The organism is Blautia sp. MCC270 (genome assembly GCF_018785605.1).
In the GTDB taxonomy this organism is placed as follows: domain Bacteria; phylum Bacillota; class Clostridia; order Lachnospirales; family Lachnospiraceae; genus Blautia_A; species Blautia_A fusiformis.
The window spans coordinates 36,809-52,042 of record NZ_WQQD01000002.1; the positions used below are offsets into that span (position 1 = coordinate 36,809).

Genomic DNA, 15,234 nt, shown 5'->3' on the forward strand with positions numbered 1-15,234 from the left:
GTTTCTTTCACCTCTTATTATTGGCTTAGATTCAGATGTTTATAGCTGCTCCAACGTTCACCCGGTTAATTCTTTGCCTGGGCAAGGGCTTTTTGTGCAGCGTCCAGGATCCCTTCGGAGGAATAGGTGGCTCCGCTGACAGTATCGATCCCATCCGCCGACTGGTTTGCCATGATCTGAGAATAGATCGTGCTCCATGCAGGATCAAAAAATTCCGGTGTATCCTGATTTGTCTGCTCAATGGATGCGATCTGGCCTCCTGAGATCGTAATTGTCAGATATGTTTTTCCTCCATATCCAAAAGCCGAGCCTGTATACGTTCCATCTCTGTACCTTCCCACCGGTTCCGGTGCTTCCGTTGGCTCCGGTGTTGCATCCGGCTCATCTGTCCCTGGTGTTGGAGTTACATTGGGTTTTTCTGGAACCGGCGTCACATCCGGGTCGTCCGGCTCCGGCGTCGGGGTTGCTGCCGGCGTCTCTGTTGGCTTCGGTGTGGCTGTTGGTTTCGGCGTTGCCGTAGGTTTCGGTGTGGCTGTTGGCTTTGGTATCGGTTTCTTTGTAGGAGTTGGTGTGGGTTTCTTTCCATACTCCGGATTAACCGCTTCTTTGAGGGCTTTTTTTACAGCATCCAGAATCCCGTTGGAGGAATAGGTTGCTCCGCTGACTGCATCAATATCATCCACAGAATCTGTACCGATGATCTGTTCTTCCAGCACACTCCATGCTTTTTCAAAAAACTGCTTTGTGTCCGTATTTTCCTGTTTCAGAGCTTTGATCACTCCATCCTTGATGGTCACAATTACTTTCACGTCTCCATTGAAGCCCTTTGCCGAAGCTGTATATTTACCATCCAGATATTTTTGGGGACTGTCCGGATCTTCCGGTTTCTTTGTAGGAGATGGTTTTTTTGTAGGTGACGGAGCTGATGTCGGAGTTGGTAAAGCAGTTGCTGCAGGTGTAGGGGTGACCTGCTGGCTGTTTCCATCTGCCGCTGCCTGGGAGAGGGCATTCTGAACTGCCTGGATGATTCCGTTGGAGGAATAGGTTGCTCCACTTACTGCATCTACATTCGGTGTATTTCCGGCGATCATCCTGCTGATCACACCCTGAGCTGACGCAAAATACGACGCGGTTTCTCCAGATGCCTCCAGAATATCTATGGCTGCAATCTTTCCGCCGCTGATTGTTACTCTCACGCGGATCGTCCCGCCAAATCCGGTTCCGCTTCCTTCATACGTACCGTCCTTATATCCATCTGCCGGAACGCTTGCTACCGGTGTCTGCGTGGTTCCCTGTCCTGCGGCGCCGGCATTGCTTTTTGCAGATTCGGAAACCGTTCTTGTACCTGAGCTTTTTTTCGCTGCTGTTTTTTTTGCACTTTTTTTCGATGAGCTTTTCTTTTTTGTTGTACTGTTTTTCTCAGCTGTGGCAGTTGTGCTGTCAGAAACAGTATTTTCTTTTTCATACCCGAGATATTTTTCCAGCTCTGAAGCAGACATTACGGTCGTCTCTGCTTGCCCGACTGCTTCTGTCTCTCCATCAGAGCCCTTCGCCTTTATGCCTGAAAACACAAGCGCCGCAATCACAGCAGCTGCAGGAACCAGCTTGGTCCAGGGTATCTTCGGAGTATTTTTTTCCTCCTGCTTTTTATCTTTCAGATCTTTTTCCATGCTTCCTTACTCTCTCCTCTTTTCTTGCGGCCTCTGTCAGACATTGCTCTTCAGAAATCAGCAGACCTCTGCCGCAGACATTGCTCTATGTCTGCGGCAGAGGCTTCTGGATATCTGTGATCACATTCGGTTCAACAGTGAAATTATTTAACTGTTACCACAAATTTCTTTGTAATTCCGTTGCATTTCACTGTGATCGTTGCTTTACCTTTTTTGATTCCCTTTACAACACCCTTGCTGTTTACAGCTGCAACTTTTTTATTGCTGCTTGTATATGTAACCTTGCCTGCAGGTGTTGCTTTGGATCTGATGGTTGTTGTTTTACCTTTTTTGATCGTTGCAGAAGATTTTACAAGACTGAATGCAGGATTCTTGACAACTACTTTGCAGGTTGTCTTCAGGGCTCCTGCCTTTGCTGTAATCGTAACGGTTCCTGCTTTGATTCCTTTTACAACACCTGTTTTACTGTTTACGGTTGCAACCTTTGTGTTGCTGCTTGTGTATTTTACAGTTGCAGATGGTGTTGCAGTTGCTTTTACAGTTGCTGTTTTTCCTTTGTAGATCGTTACGGAAGCCTTTGCAAATTTAATTGTAGAAGCTTTTACTGTTACCTTGCAGGTTGCTGTGGCATTTCCTACCTTTGCTGTGATAACTGCTGTTCCGGCTTTTACGCCTTTAACAACACCCTTGCTGCTTACTGTTGCAACCTTTGTGTTGCCGGACTCAAATGTCACTGTTGCATCGCTGTCATTTGTTGTTGCCTTAAGAGTCGTTGTTTTTCCTGTATATACAGCTGCAGATGTCTTATCGAAAGCAACTGTTGCCTTCTGAAGCTCTTTCTCTGCTCCCTGAAGATGTTCAAGTGCTTCATTTACCTCAGCCTGACTTGCATCTGTTTTTGCAAGAATGTCTTCTGCTTCCTGAAGCTCACCGGCAAAGGACTTCCAGGTTGCAATTGTGTAATCTGCCTCTGCCAGAGCCTTTGCAGCTTCTACTTCTGTTTTAAGACTTGTAAAATCAGTTGGCTCCATTGTAGGATTTACGATATTCTCTGCAGTTGCCTGGAAGCTGTAAGTATAGTCATTATATCCGAGAGCATACACTGTCAGTTTCCAGTATCCTGTTCCGTCTGTTCCTCCCGGAAGCTTGCAGCGTGCAGATTTTGTAAGTCCAAGCTGGATTCCCATTGCTTTATGCATCCAGTTATCTGCGGCAAACTTGGTTCCATAAGAAGCGAGGCATTTTGTATATGTGGAATCATCTCCATAATAATCCCAGCGTACAGCCTGCATATTTGCACCAAGATCACCATAATTTCCATTGAGATCCACACGGAGGAATTCGCCGTAGCTTCCGCTTGCTGCTTTTACACTCGGCTTGATCTCTGTTGCTGTTTTTAACGCCTGATCCTTGATACCGGAAGCTGTTCCGTCTGATTTTCTTGCTGTAAATGTAAAGCCGTCACCATTTTTCTCCGCATATTTCAGACCATTTGTCTGTGCATTTACGTCTGCCACAAGGCCTTTGTAATACTGGAGATTGTTTTCACTGTATCCTCCGGAGAGCACAGCTCCATCCTGTACGACATTATACTTTTTGCAGAAATCTGCAAAATCTGCGGTCTTAACTGCTACCGGAACATATTTCAGACCATATATCTCATAATGATCCATCGTATAGGTTTTTCCATCTTCTGTTGTTATACTGCCTCTGTTCCATTTTACCTTGGAACCGTCTGTAAGATAAAGTGTGCTTCCTTTATCCTCCCAGTAGGATACGTCGAATCTGGTTCCGTCTTCAGCAATGATCGTAGCTTCTGTCTGATAGCTTCCTCTGTGGAGTCCATGATTTGCAGTCGCTCTTGTTACTGTATCAAAAGCTCCTGTATCAAACTCACTATGTGAATCCTTCTCTTCTGAAGAGCTTGTATCTCCAGCTGCATATACGCCTTCTGCTGCCCAGTACTCACCCCAGGTAAGTCCTGCATATACGTACTGATACTCGCCTGTCAGCTGGTCAGAATCGGAAAATGCTTCCGCCACTTCATCGCCTTCTGTGAAATCCTCTTCCCCCGTAGAGAACGGGTCTGCTTCCTCTGCTGTATCTTCCTGCTGGATATCCTCTGTCTCGTCTGCAACAGCTTCTGGCACTGCTGCATCCTCTGCTTCTTCTGTTATGTCTGCAGCATCCTCTATAGCTTCTTCTGCTACAGCTTCAGTATCCTCTGCCGTTTCCTCTGTGCTAAAATCCTCCGTATCTCCTGTCTCTGCCTCGGAAACCACGGCTGCATCAAGATCAGATGCCATTACAGCGGTCGGAAAGGTTGTTGCTGCCACTGCAAGACTTAAAATGCATGGAGCTGTTTTTTTCAATAGATTCCACTTCTGCATTGCTTATTCCTCCTAAAAATATGATATATTTATAGAACCCTTTCCAGGTTTACTATCGCAAGTACTGCGGATATGAGCATTCCCCTCTGCCAAACAGTCATAAACCGGATCGCCGGGAGATCAGCTTCACTCTGCAATATCCTCCACACTATAGGAATCCGCAAGCAGGCTGAACCGCTCCTTCATCCCCTCAGTGAGATACACATGATGGTCTTCATCCACAAAAAGTCCGTCTGCACCGTAAGCTTTCAACAGCTGTGTCCCTTTTTCCACCCCCAGCACAAAACATGCTGTGGAAAGCGCATCTGCCTCCAGACCTGAGTCACAGACTACCGTTACCCCGGTCACTCCGCTTTCTGCCGGATAGCCGGTAGACGGATCCATAATGTGGTGATACCTTACACCATTTTCGATAAAATATTTCTCATAATCTCCGGATGTGGAAAGAAATTCTGTACCATTTAAGGCAACCACACCAAGATAGTCATCCTCATTTTCAGCTCTGGGATCTGTCACTGCCACATTCCAGGAAGAACCATCCGGCTTGCTTCCGTAGGTCATGACACTGCTTCCTCCCAGATTCATAAGTGCTGCTGTTACATCCTTCTTTGTTTCCAGTTCTTTAAGGATCAGGTCACAGCCAATACCCTTTCCCGCTGCTCCAAGATCCAGAGAACAGCCCTCCTCCATGTGGACCGTATTTCCGTCAAGAAAAATCTTCTGATATCCGGAATCCTTCAGAACATTCTTAATTTCTGCTTCTTCCGGAATTTTCTGGTTTTCCCCTCCAATATCCCACAGGCGGATCAGCTTCCCGATGGTTGGGTCAAAGGCTCCGTCAGAATCCTCTGCGATCTTCAGAAGACGTTTCAGATATCCGGAAAGCTCGTCGGAAATCTCCGTATCTTTTCCGCTGTCTGCATTCGCCTTATAGATCTGGGACTTCTCATTGGTCCAGGAAAGAAGGTTCGTCTCCACATCTGTCAGAACAGCTGTCAGCTTACTGTTTATATCGTCACCTGTGGTATAGAGTGTTTCTGATACCACAGTATCCATTGCAAAATCTGTATCGGTATATGTCTGTACATCATTTTCCGAAGCAGCCATGCACAGCACAGGAAACAACACCGCAATTCCTGTAAATGTAGCTGTTGCCAGAAAAGTTTTCTTTTTCAGAGCCTGATATCTCATAGATCATTTTTCCTCAATTGTTCCAATGTGAATATTTTTTCTCGGGCATGCTGCGGCACATGCGTGGCAGCAAAGACATTCGCCGGATCTGCCTGTGTCGCCGTCGATATCCAGATGAGCCGGACATCTTTTTTTACAGAGACCACATTTCGGCGGACATTTCTCACGGTTTCTCCGAAACAGTGCACCCGGAAGGATTGGCATTAATGCAAAAACCGCTCCCATGGGACAGAGAAACTGGCAGAAAAACCTTTCCTGTGTACACATTCCCACAATGATCAGCACCAGGAGCACAATTCCCACCAGATATTTGCTGTTCGGGAGCCGTCCTGCCGTGAGCATGGAAAAAACATCCCACGGACTGGTTCCCGTAAGCTTTCCGTATACATCTGTAAGGCAGGAAAGCAGGATCAGTGCCAGTACGATATATTTGACTTTCTGAAGCCCGTGAACCATTTTTTCGGAAAGAGCCGGTTTCTTTTTTTTGTGAAAGCATTTCATCCGGATCCAGGAAAAGCCTTCATATACGGCATCTCCGAAAGATCCGAATGCACACGCATATCCGCAGAAATGTCTTCCGAAAAAGCAGGTAAAGATCAGAAGCACTGCCATTACAGTCAGAAAGGAATTCCACTCCACCGGCTGACCGGCCGCAATGGCAAGAAAGATCGATTTGATACCTGCAAAGGCTGTAGAAAACAGAGACGGGGCGGCAATAAAAAATGCCAGCTGTATTCCCGCACGCATCAGCCTTACCTCCCGCTGTCTTTTTTTCATGAGTTTTCCGCCTTTCCAAGTGCCGCATCCACTGCGTTCAGGATTCCTGTGGAGCTGAACGTTGCTCCGGATACGGTATCCACATCTGTACTCTGAGCACTCAGGACGGAATCGATCACGCTCTCTGCCTGTGAAAGATATGCACTGTCCTCGCCTGGGGCGCTGACTACGTTGATGGATGTGATCTCATCACCGGCAAGTGTCACTTCCACCTGAATGGTCCCGCCGTATCCCTCGGCTTCTCCTGTATAGGTTCCATCTTTATATACATTATCGGAATCTGCGGTTGCTGTGTCCTCTGCGTCTGCATCGGATACATTGCCGTCTGAAGTGTCTGTTGTTTTGTCATCGCCTGCTGTATCTGTATCACTGCTGCCTGATCCTGCAGATGCTGCCTGATTCTGCATACGATTTACATAACTCGTCTCCAGCGCACTGAGAAGTTCATTCTGCTGCTCCTGAAGTGTATCTACCTTATCTGTCAGAGCCGCGATCTCTTTTTCATTTGCCTGGGCTTTCATGCTGCTGTTATAAAAAAGTACAGCCAGGATCACCAGCAGTAAGGAGATCACTCTCATATAAAAATTCTGATTTTTCATCTCTTTTCTCCCTTGTATTTTTAACAATTCTGTAAATTGCTGCATCAGACTCACGCTATGCGAACATATATTGCTACGTCAGATGCTCTCGATCCAGTCCTGTAATCTGCGTATAACTGTCTTTTGGATAAATTATATAGTTTTTATCCATATACATAAATTAGTTTTTATTAATCTTTTTTGTAAAATTAGACGATGCTAACTTACAGTTAGGTATTATATCACCTGTTTTTTTTCTTGTCTACACTTTTGTTAGTAGTCTATAACTTTTTCCAATATGAATTTTTCTGTTTTATGTCTTTTATAAAAGAAAAATCATCGCCACTCCTCCCTTTCCGTTGGGAACAGCTGTATGAATTATGGTTAGATATCATTAACTTATGTTTGCCTTTTAATTTCGATTATGATATGATTTTTTCTGAATCTGTAACAGAAATGGAGATTTGTTTTGAAGAAAAAAGAATTGATTTTTATTGCCGGGATCCTGATTCTGGCGGGGGTTCTCTGGCTTGGTTTTCAGATTGCGGGGAAACGTTCCCATAATACGATCCGTATTACCGTTGACGGAAAAGAATTCGGAACCTATTCGCTTTCCCAGGACCAGATCATCCACATCGGAGACACCAATGTCTGCGAAATCAAAGATGGAAAAGTTACAATGATCGAAGCAACCTGCCCGGATCATTACTGTATGAAACAGAAGGCTGTGGACGAGCACGGCGGTTCCATCATCTGCCTTCCTAATAAGGTTGTGATAGAAGGGGAAAATACTGCAGAGGATTTGGATTCGGATAGTTCGCCTAAAATTGATGCGGTGACATAAAATTTCCGGAGAATATGCGTAATACATGTTCTCCGTAGAGTTTTCTCTGACAGACGGTATTCTGTCTGTGCTGTTTCTGCAACGATATTCCTGCAACAAATGAAAGGATTTATTTATGAAACGAAAAACAGCTTATCTCGGATTATTTGCCGCAGTAGCGATCATTTTTGGATATGTGGAGTCTCTGGTCCCTGTATTTACAGGAATTCCGGGTATCAAGCTCGGGCTTGCAAACCTGGCGGTACTTTTTATACTGGACCGATATTCCTTTAAAGAAGCGGCTCTCGTGTCCGTTGTCAGAATCCTGGTGATCGGATTTATGTTTGGAAATCTGTTCAGTATTTTGTATAGTCTGGCTGGCGCTGCGCTTAGCCTGACTGTGATGGATCTTTTGAAAAAACATTCCGGCTTCAGTCTGATCGGTATCAGTGTGGCCGGTGGTGTCACACATAATATCGGGCAGCTGATCGTTGCCATGATCGTGGTGAGCAATACGAGTTTGATGGTTTATGCACCGGCACTGCTGGTAGCAGGTGTCCTGGCGGGGATTCTCATAGGTGGGTTGACAAAGGAGGTTGTGGGACGACTTCCTTTGAATCTATAATTATGTGGTTTGCTTTTTGGATTATGGTTTTCACTTTTTTAAGTGAGGGGAAATTGTGTGGTTTGATTTTTTAGATTATAGTTTTCACTTTTTGAAGTGAGATAAATTGGGTAGTTTGATTTTTTTGGATTGTAGTTTTCACCTTTTGAAGTGAGAGGAAATTGGATGGTTTGATTTTTTTGGATTATAGTTTTCACTTTTTGAAGTGAGATAAATTGGATAGTTTGATTTTTTGGGATTGTAGTTTTCACCTTTTGAAGTGTGAGGAAATTGGATGGTTTGATTTTTTTGGATTATAGTTTTCACTTTTTGAAAGTAGGTAATTTGCGAGAAGGGGAAGCACTCATAGTTGCGAAGGCCGTCTCCCCTTCTCGCGCTCTTCCCCTCCTGGCCACGCCGCTGTGATGCGTTGTGGAACGTGTAAGTGCATCGGCTCAGTCCTGTATTCTGCTGTATCGGCAGTGACAGGCTGAGCCGATTATTGATTCGGCCTTGCATTCTGCTGCACTGGCAGTAGCAGGCTAAGCCGATTATTGATTCTGTCTTGTATTCTGCTGCACTGGCAGTAGCAGGCTGAGCCGATTATTGCTTCGGCCATGTATTCTGCTGCACTGGCAGTAGCAGGCTGAGCCGATTATTGCTTCGGCACTGTATTCTGCTGTACCGACAGTAGCAGGCTGAGCCGATTGTTGCTTCGGCACTGTTTATTGCTTCTTCACTGTTTATCGCTTCTGGCTGAATGGGAAAGTGGCCTACGTAGCGGGCTTGTTCTCTGGATTGTGGTGTATCGCTGTTATTCAGGAACAGGCTTCGCCAATATATTTACGTCAGCATAAATCGGCTCAACCTTCCACAGCCAACGTAGTAGAATCCATCGCCCCTCCAATATCTTCACATATTTCTACAACCTACAATAGCTGCGTGCCCGGAAAGGGGGAGCTCGAGGGGGAAAAGCGGGCTTCGCAACTTTGAGTGCTTTCCCCCTCGTACCTGCCCATGCCAAAATGGTCCCCCTGAAAGGGAAAGTACCTGCGTTTCAAGCATCCCCCCGGAAAGGGCATCACCTGCGTTTCAAGCATCCTCCCGGAAAGGGAAAACATCCTCCGGAAGGCGATCAGGCTTCGGTTTCATCGTGGAACTGCGGGATCGGAGTTACCGGGGGATAAGAATCCACCGGAGGTTCATCAAACTCTCCGGAAATATTCCGATAGAAAACTGCCATACAGGTTTCTATATAAGGCACCAGCCAGATCAGTGCCAGATACAATGTAAATATGGAAAAAATGATCCACGGAACAAAACTTAAGAGCATTTTCATATATTCCCAGTAATGTCCCTTCATAAGCTTTGCACTGGCTTTCAGTGCCTGCACTCCTTTTATGTCCGAATTATCGGACAGGATGTAATAGCTCATGGTGAACGGCATAGCTGCCAGCAGGTTCAGCGCGAACCCGAGAAGTGTGAGCAGCATGTAAGTTACTGCCCAGTTCATCTGCTCCTCCGTTGTATTTCCCATATTGCTTGTAAAAGAAAACCACGCCAGTGGAAGTGATGTCACCAGATTGATCAATGCCAGCACAAAGGATGCCACGATCACATGATCCGGCTGATGGCTGAAAAAGTACAGAAGGTCTCCGAAAGAGTAGGCTTCCCTTCTGGAAATATTCAGATAGATCCGGTAAAGTCCTGCGGAAAAAATACAGATCACCAGAGAAAGGACAAAGCTGAATACCTCTCCTCCAATGATCGCATACAGGGAATCTCCCGGAAAAAGTGCTGTGGAAATATAGCTTGAAACTGCGCTCATCGCCGCAACCGCAATACTCCCGATCACAGGGACCGTAAAATTACCGGCCAGAGTTTCCCCTGCCAGCTTCTTACAACCCTTCAGATTTTTTCTCATAATTCTGTATCCCTTCGTTATAGAAGGCGGAGACTCATCCAAGCCTCCGCCACGTCATTTTTTACTTCAGATATATCATATTCTCATATTTCACATCTGTTTAGTCTGCAAGATTAAACGCATCATGTACCGCATTCATGGCACGTACGCCATCTTTCTCGTTAATGAGAACCGTCACACGGATCTCAGATGTTGCGATCATATTGATGTTCACACCCTCATTGTAAAGGCTTTCGAACATTTTTGCAGCAACACCCGGATTGCTCATCATACCTGCTCCTACAATAGAAAGCTTGGCAATGTTTTTCTCCGCATGAAGCTCAGAATAGGCGATGCGTGCCTGGTTAGCTTCCAGAACACCCATTGCATCGTCCAGATCATTTTTATCAACAGTAAAGGAAATGTCCTTGGTTCCGGCACGGCCGATAGACTGAAGGATCATATCCACATTGATATTTTTCTTAGCCAGGGTATCAAAAAGCTTAAATGCCACTCCTGGTGAATCTTTAAGTCCGATCACAGCAATACGTACTGCATCTGTATCCAGAGCAACACCGCTGATCAGCATTCTCTCCACTGTTACTTCCTCCTTTACCACAGTTCCTTCGCTGTTGTTGAGACTGGAACGTACCACCAGCGGCACGCCGTATTTCTTTGCCATCTCCACAGAACGGTTATGAAGCACTCCCGCACCCAGAGTTGCCAGATCCAGCATTTCATCGTAAGTGATCTCCTTAAGCTTGCGGGCATTCGGAACCTTACGCGGGTCAGCGGTATAAACACCGTCCACATCGGTATAGATCTCACAGGCATCTGCATGAAGCGCTGCCGCAAGAGCTACAGCTGTGGTATCAGAACCGCCACGTCCAAGTGTGGTATAGTCATTATATTTATCAATGCCCTGGAAGCCTGTGACCACAACGATCCTGCGGTTATCCAGCTCTCTGCGGATACGTGCCGCATCGATCTTTTTCAGGCGTGCGCTGCCATGTGCACTTGTTGTGTGCATAGCTACCTGAAAGGCGTTCAGAGAAACAGCCGGTACTCCCAGACTGTTCATAGCCATGGACATCAGTGCCACTGACATCTGCTCTCCGATGGTAAAAAGCATATCCATCTCACGTTTCGGAGGTTTGTCATTGATATCCTTTGCCATGGTGATCAGCTCATCGGTATACTTACCCATTGCAGAAAGCACGATCACCACGTCGTTTCCTTTTTTGTAATCTTCGATACATCTTCTGGCAACATTAAAGATACGCTCTTTGTTTGCCACAGAAGTACCGCCGAATTTTTTTACAATCAACATGTTCTTTTCTTCCCTTCGGCATCAATCCTTTACACGGATCATTGCCAGTACTTTTCCGGTGAGCTTGCTGATCTTCTCATAATATTCAGCCTGCTTCATCACCGGTGTGATAAATCCGAATTCGTCCGGAAGGTCATCCGGCTCGATGGTCTGTACATCACCAAAAGCTTTTTCCACTTCATCCATAGTAGTATCAGACACACGTACGAAGAAACGTCCCTCAACTTCATCCATATCCATAAGCTTCAGGGCATAGCTGCTCCAGTTTGTCATGATATTTCTGTGGAGATGCTTTGCTTCATCCACAACATCTGCAACTACTGCACTTGCAGTCGGAAGCTTACCTGCTCCGCTTCCGTAGAACATGGCATCTCCAAGAACATTTCCGTGCACAAATACTGCATTAAACACATCATTTACACTGTAAAGCGGGCTACTCTGGCCTACCAGGAACGGCGCTACCATTGCATAGAAAGAATCTCCGATCCTGCGGCTTGTGGCAAGAAGCTTGATGGTCATGCCAAGCTCTTTTGCATATTCCATATCTGCCGGTGTGATCTTTGTGATTCCTTCTGTATAAATATCCTCGTAATTCAGGAATTTTCCGTATGCAAGTGAAGAAAGGATGGCGATCTTACGGCATGCGTCAGCGCCTCCTACGTCTGCAGTCGGATCTGCCTCTGCATAGCCCTTTGCCTGAGCTTCCTTCAGAACCGTATCAAAATCACAGTTCTCTGTGCTCATCTTGTAAAGCATGTAGTTGGTGGTTCCGTTAAGGATTCCTGTGATCTCATCGATCTCATCTGCTGTCAGTGAAGAATTCAGTGCGCGGATGATCGGGATACCGCCGCCGCAGCTTGCCTCAAAAAGGAAATTGATATTTTTTTCTTTTGCGATCTCCATGAGCTCAGAACCATGCTTGGCTACCAGAGCCTTATTGGATGTGCTTACGCTCTTTCCTGCCTGAAGCGCTCTTTTTACAAAGGTATAAGCCGGCTCGATCCCGCCCATAACCTCAACAACAATATCTACCTCCGGATCGTTTACGATCACTTCATAATCATGAACCAGAACTTTCTCAACCGGATCTCCCGGAAAATCTCTTAAATCAAGAACGTACTTGATGTTAATCTCATCTCCAGCTCTCTTGTTAATGCTCTCATGATTGGTGTTGATGACTTCAACAACTCCGCTTCCTACTGTACCGTAGCCTAATACTGCTATGTTTATCATATGCTTACTCCCTGCCTAAAATTTTCAAATAGTGTATACCGTCTCTCTGCTCAATATTCTCCACCATAGCCTCTGCGTCGCCTTCTCCCGGAAGGATGTCAACGCTCAGCGTCAGCGTTGCGACTCCGTTAATGGGAATACTCTGATGTATGGTCAGGATATTACCGTGAAAACGGGCAATCGTCTGCAGCACCATTGATAAAAGCCCCGGCTCATCGTCCATCTGAATGATAAAGGTGATGGTCTTTCCCTTGGTCTCCTCGTGGAAAGGAAAAATATCGTCCTTATATTTGTAAAAAGAACTGCGGCTGATCCCGGTCCTTTCAGCAGCTTCCTGAACAGTAGCCACCCGTTTGGATTCCAGCAGTCTCTTGGCCTCAACCACCTTGAGAAGTACCTCCGGCACTGCCCGTTCTCTTACTACATAGTATTTTTTCTTTTCAACCTGTTTCTGCATAGCAACCTCTCTGACTGCTGTTCACATTGTGGCCAGCAGCCTTCTGTCCGTTTCATAAAGACAACTGTTTTTGTACAAGAGATATATTATCATAATAAAAGAAACTCCACAAGCGCTTTTTTGCCTGCGGAGTCCTTTTCTCTGTCTTTATGGGGTTCCGTGACAGTAATGTTATTCTTTCTTTTTCGCCAGCGCGATCCATTTCAGGTATGCATTGATAAAAATGTCAATACCACCGTCCAGAACTGCGTCAACATTACCGGTTTCTTCATTGGTTCTATGGTCTTTTACCATGGTGTATGGCTGCAGGACATAGGAACGGATCTGGTTTCCCCAGCCGATATCTGTCACTTCGCCTCGAATGCCGGAAAGCTTCTCCTCAGCTTCCTGCTGTTTCAGCAGATACAGCTTGGCCTTCAGCATCTGCATAGCCTTATCCTTGTTCATGTGCTGAGAACGTTCATTCTGGCACTGTACCACGATTCCTGTCGGGAAATGTGTGATACGGATCGCAGAGGATGTCTTGTTGATATGCTGTCCACCGGCACCACTGCTTCGGTAGGTATCGATACGGATATCGTCATCATTGATCTCAACATCCAGATCCTTCTTGATATCCGGCATAACATCGCAGGATACAAAAGAGGTCTGTCTCTTTCCTGCTGCATTAAACGGAGAAATACGTACAAGACGATGAACACCCTTCTCGGATTTCAGATAACCGTAGGCGTTCTCTCCGTTCACCTGGAAGGTTACGGATTTCACACCGGCCTCATCACCGTCAAGGTAATCCAGGACCTCCAGCGCAAAGCCTTTCTTCTCCGCCCATCTGCTGTACATACGATAAAGCATTCCGCACCAGTCGCAGGCCTCTGTTCCGCCGGCTCCTGCGTTCAGCTTGATGATGGCGTTCTCTCCGTCGTACTCTCCGGAAAGGAGTGTCTTCACACGGATGCTGTCAAAGCTTGCCTGGAACTCGTCCAGCATTTCCTGGATCTCAGGGACGATCTCAGGATCATTCTCCTCATATCCCATCTCGATCATGGTTTCCATATCTTCCATCTGTGTTTCCAGATTATGGTATGTCTCAATATCGTCCTTGAGACTCTTTAACTGTTTCATCTTCATCTGGGATGCTTCCGCATTATCCCAGAAATCAGGCGCCTCCATCTCGCGCTCTAATTCTTCGACCTTCTGCTCTTTGTTAGCGAGGTCAAAGTGAATCCCTCACTTCCACTAATGGCTCTGTGTATGTTGCAAGAATACTCTTGAACTGATCTAACTCAACCACAGCTTCACCTTCTTTCTATATATTGATACAGGATTTCCTGCCTGTCTTATACAATACCATATGGGCATAGAAATTACAACGAAAACGTGGTCAGGGCGTAAATATCCCCTCTCCTGTGCTTCAGAAGCGGCAGCTGCTCCCGGACTTTTTTTACCTCGTCCAGTTCCAGTTCCACAACCTTCACAGCCGGCTTCTCTTCCATCTCCATGAGGACTTTTCCCCAGGGGTCTGCGGCAATGGAGTGGCCCCAGGAATGATACCCGGCGTTCAGGTCTCTGGCGGGGGCAGCTCCGATGGTGTATACCTGGTTATCCACGGCTCTCTGGCGGAACATCAGCTCCCAGTGAAGGGGCCCTGTTGTCATGTTAAAAGCAGCCGGCACGATGATTACCTGGGCGCCTTCGTCCACCATCAGCCTGGCAAGCTCCGGAAAACGGAAGTCGTAGCAGATGCAAAGGCCCATCTTACCAAATTCTGTATCAAAAACCGTCACCTGGTCTCCCGGTGTCAGGGTATCGGATTCTTTAAAATACTGACCGCCTTTTACATCAATGTCAAAAAGATGCATCTTCCGGTGCTTACCGATCTGATGACCATTTCTGTCAAAGACATAGGAAGTGTTATAAATATTGCCGGCTTCATCTCTCTCCGGCATACTTCCTGCTACGAGATAAATTCCGTGTTCTGCCGCCAGTCGGGAACATTTTTCCCAGGTATCTCCCCTCTCTGGTTCCGCGTACTCCGGGAAGTATTTGTTCTCGTAGGGGCAGCAGAACATTTCGGGCAGGACTGCCAGATCGATCCCCTGAAGCTCCGGGCTGGCAAGAAGTTCTGCTGCCTGGGTGATATTGCGAAATTTATCAGTATATACATGTGTCTGAAGAATTGCAGTTTTTATAATTGCCATATTATCATACCCCTTCTCTTACAGCGAAAATTAAGTATCTGCCATATTGGCGCAGGATGACTTTCTCATATGCAGGGCGA

The 15,234-nt window shown here is 46.2% G+C and carries 13 protein-coding genes; 2 read left to right on the top strand and 11 right to left on the bottom strand.

All coding sequences use genetic code 11. The features are described 5' to 3' along the window. Positions 1 to 65: 65 nt before the first annotated feature. From GPK58_RS00450 to GPK58_RS00470, 5 genes are all read right to left on the bottom strand, one after another. Complete coding sequence (locus GPK58_RS00450) at positions 66 to 1,670, bottom strand: FMN-binding protein (protein ID WP_215638027.1); 1,605 nt, start codon at positions 1,668 to 1,670, stop codon at positions 66 to 68. A 143-nt stretch (positions 1,671 to 1,813) separates the two neighbouring features. After that, positions 1,814 to 4,060, bottom strand: coding sequence for a penicillin-binding Tp47 domain C-containing protein (locus GPK58_RS00455; RefSeq protein ID WP_215638029.1), 2,247 nt, complete (start codon positions 4,058 to 4,060; stop codon positions 1,814 to 1,816). A 126-nt stretch (positions 4,061 to 4,186) separates the two neighbouring features. After that, positions 4,187 to 5,251 (bottom strand): FAD:protein FMN transferase, encoded by a 1,065-nt coding sequence (locus tag GPK58_RS00460; RefSeq protein ID WP_215638031.1) that lies wholly within the window; start codon positions 5,249 to 5,251, stop codon positions 4,187 to 4,189. Between the two features lie 3 nt (positions 5,252 to 5,254). Further along, positions 5,255 to 6,028 (bottom strand): 4Fe-4S binding protein, encoded by a 774-nt coding sequence (locus tag GPK58_RS00465; RefSeq protein WP_178016176.1) that lies wholly within the window; start codon positions 6,026 to 6,028, stop codon positions 5,255 to 5,257. Continuing rightward, positions 6,025 to 6,627, bottom strand: a complete 603-nt coding sequence (locus GPK58_RS00470) for an FMN-binding protein (RefSeq protein ID WP_118608871.1) — start codon at positions 6,625 to 6,627, stop codon at positions 6,025 to 6,027. The genes GPK58_RS00465 and GPK58_RS00470 overlap by 4 nt, the downstream gene beginning before the upstream one ends. A gap of 448 nt (positions 6,628 to 7,075) precedes the next feature. Here GPK58_RS00470 and GPK58_RS00475 point away from each other — a divergent pair, with 448 nt between their 5' ends. Together GPK58_RS00475 and GPK58_RS00480 are read left to right on the top strand one after the other, a co-directional pair. Then, entirely contained in the window at positions 7,076 to 7,450 is a 375-nt protein-coding gene (locus tag GPK58_RS00475) for a NusG domain II-containing protein (RefSeq protein ID WP_215638032.1), read from the top strand. A gap of 115 nt (positions 7,451 to 7,565) precedes the next feature. Next, positions 7,566 to 8,054 carry a Gx transporter family protein gene (locus GPK58_RS00480; protein ID WP_022426176.1) on the top strand — a complete coding sequence of 163 codons (489 nt, stop codon included), beginning with the start codon at positions 7,566 to 7,568 and terminating at the stop codon, positions 8,052 to 8,054. Positions 8,055 to 9,168: 1,114 nt separating this feature from the next. Here GPK58_RS00480 and GPK58_RS00485 read toward each other — a convergent pair. From GPK58_RS00485 to GPK58_RS00510, 6 genes are all read right to left on the bottom strand, one after another. Further along, positions 9,169 to 9,957, bottom strand: coding sequence for a DUF975 family protein (locus GPK58_RS00485; RefSeq protein ID WP_092069774.1), 789 nt, complete (start codon positions 9,955 to 9,957; stop codon positions 9,169 to 9,171). A 100-nt stretch (positions 9,958 to 10,057) separates the two neighbouring features. Next, positions 10,058 to 11,266: an aspartate kinase gene (locus tag GPK58_RS00490; protein WP_215638034.1), complete on the bottom strand. Its 1,209-nt coding sequence runs from the start codon at positions 11,264 to 11,266 to the stop codon at positions 10,058 to 10,060. 21 nt (positions 11,267 to 11,287) lie between these two features. Continuing rightward, complete coding sequence (locus tag GPK58_RS00495; RefSeq protein WP_021652697.1) at positions 11,288 to 12,499, bottom strand: homoserine dehydrogenase; 1,212 nt, start codon at positions 12,497 to 12,499, stop codon at positions 11,288 to 11,290. Between the two features lie 4 nt (positions 12,500 to 12,503). After that, positions 12,504 to 12,956, bottom strand: coding sequence for an ACT domain-containing protein (locus GPK58_RS00500; RefSeq protein WP_021652696.1), 453 nt, complete (start codon positions 12,954 to 12,956; stop codon positions 12,504 to 12,506). Between the two features lie 171 nt (positions 12,957 to 13,127). After that, a protein-coding gene (gene prfB, locus GPK58_RS00505) for a peptide chain release factor 2 (protein ID WP_110104007.1) occupies positions 13,128 to 14,247 on the bottom strand; the annotation gives its coding sequence in 2 pieces (ribosomal slippage) (positions 13,128 to 14,171 and positions 14,173 to 14,247; 1,119 coding nt in all). Between the two features lie 73 nt (positions 14,248 to 14,320). Next, a complete protein-coding gene (locus GPK58_RS00510; protein ID WP_215638036.1) occupies positions 14,321 to 15,154 on the bottom strand; it encodes a carbon-nitrogen hydrolase family protein in 834 nt (277 codons plus the stop codon). Positions 15,155 to 15,234: the final 80 nt, after the last annotated feature.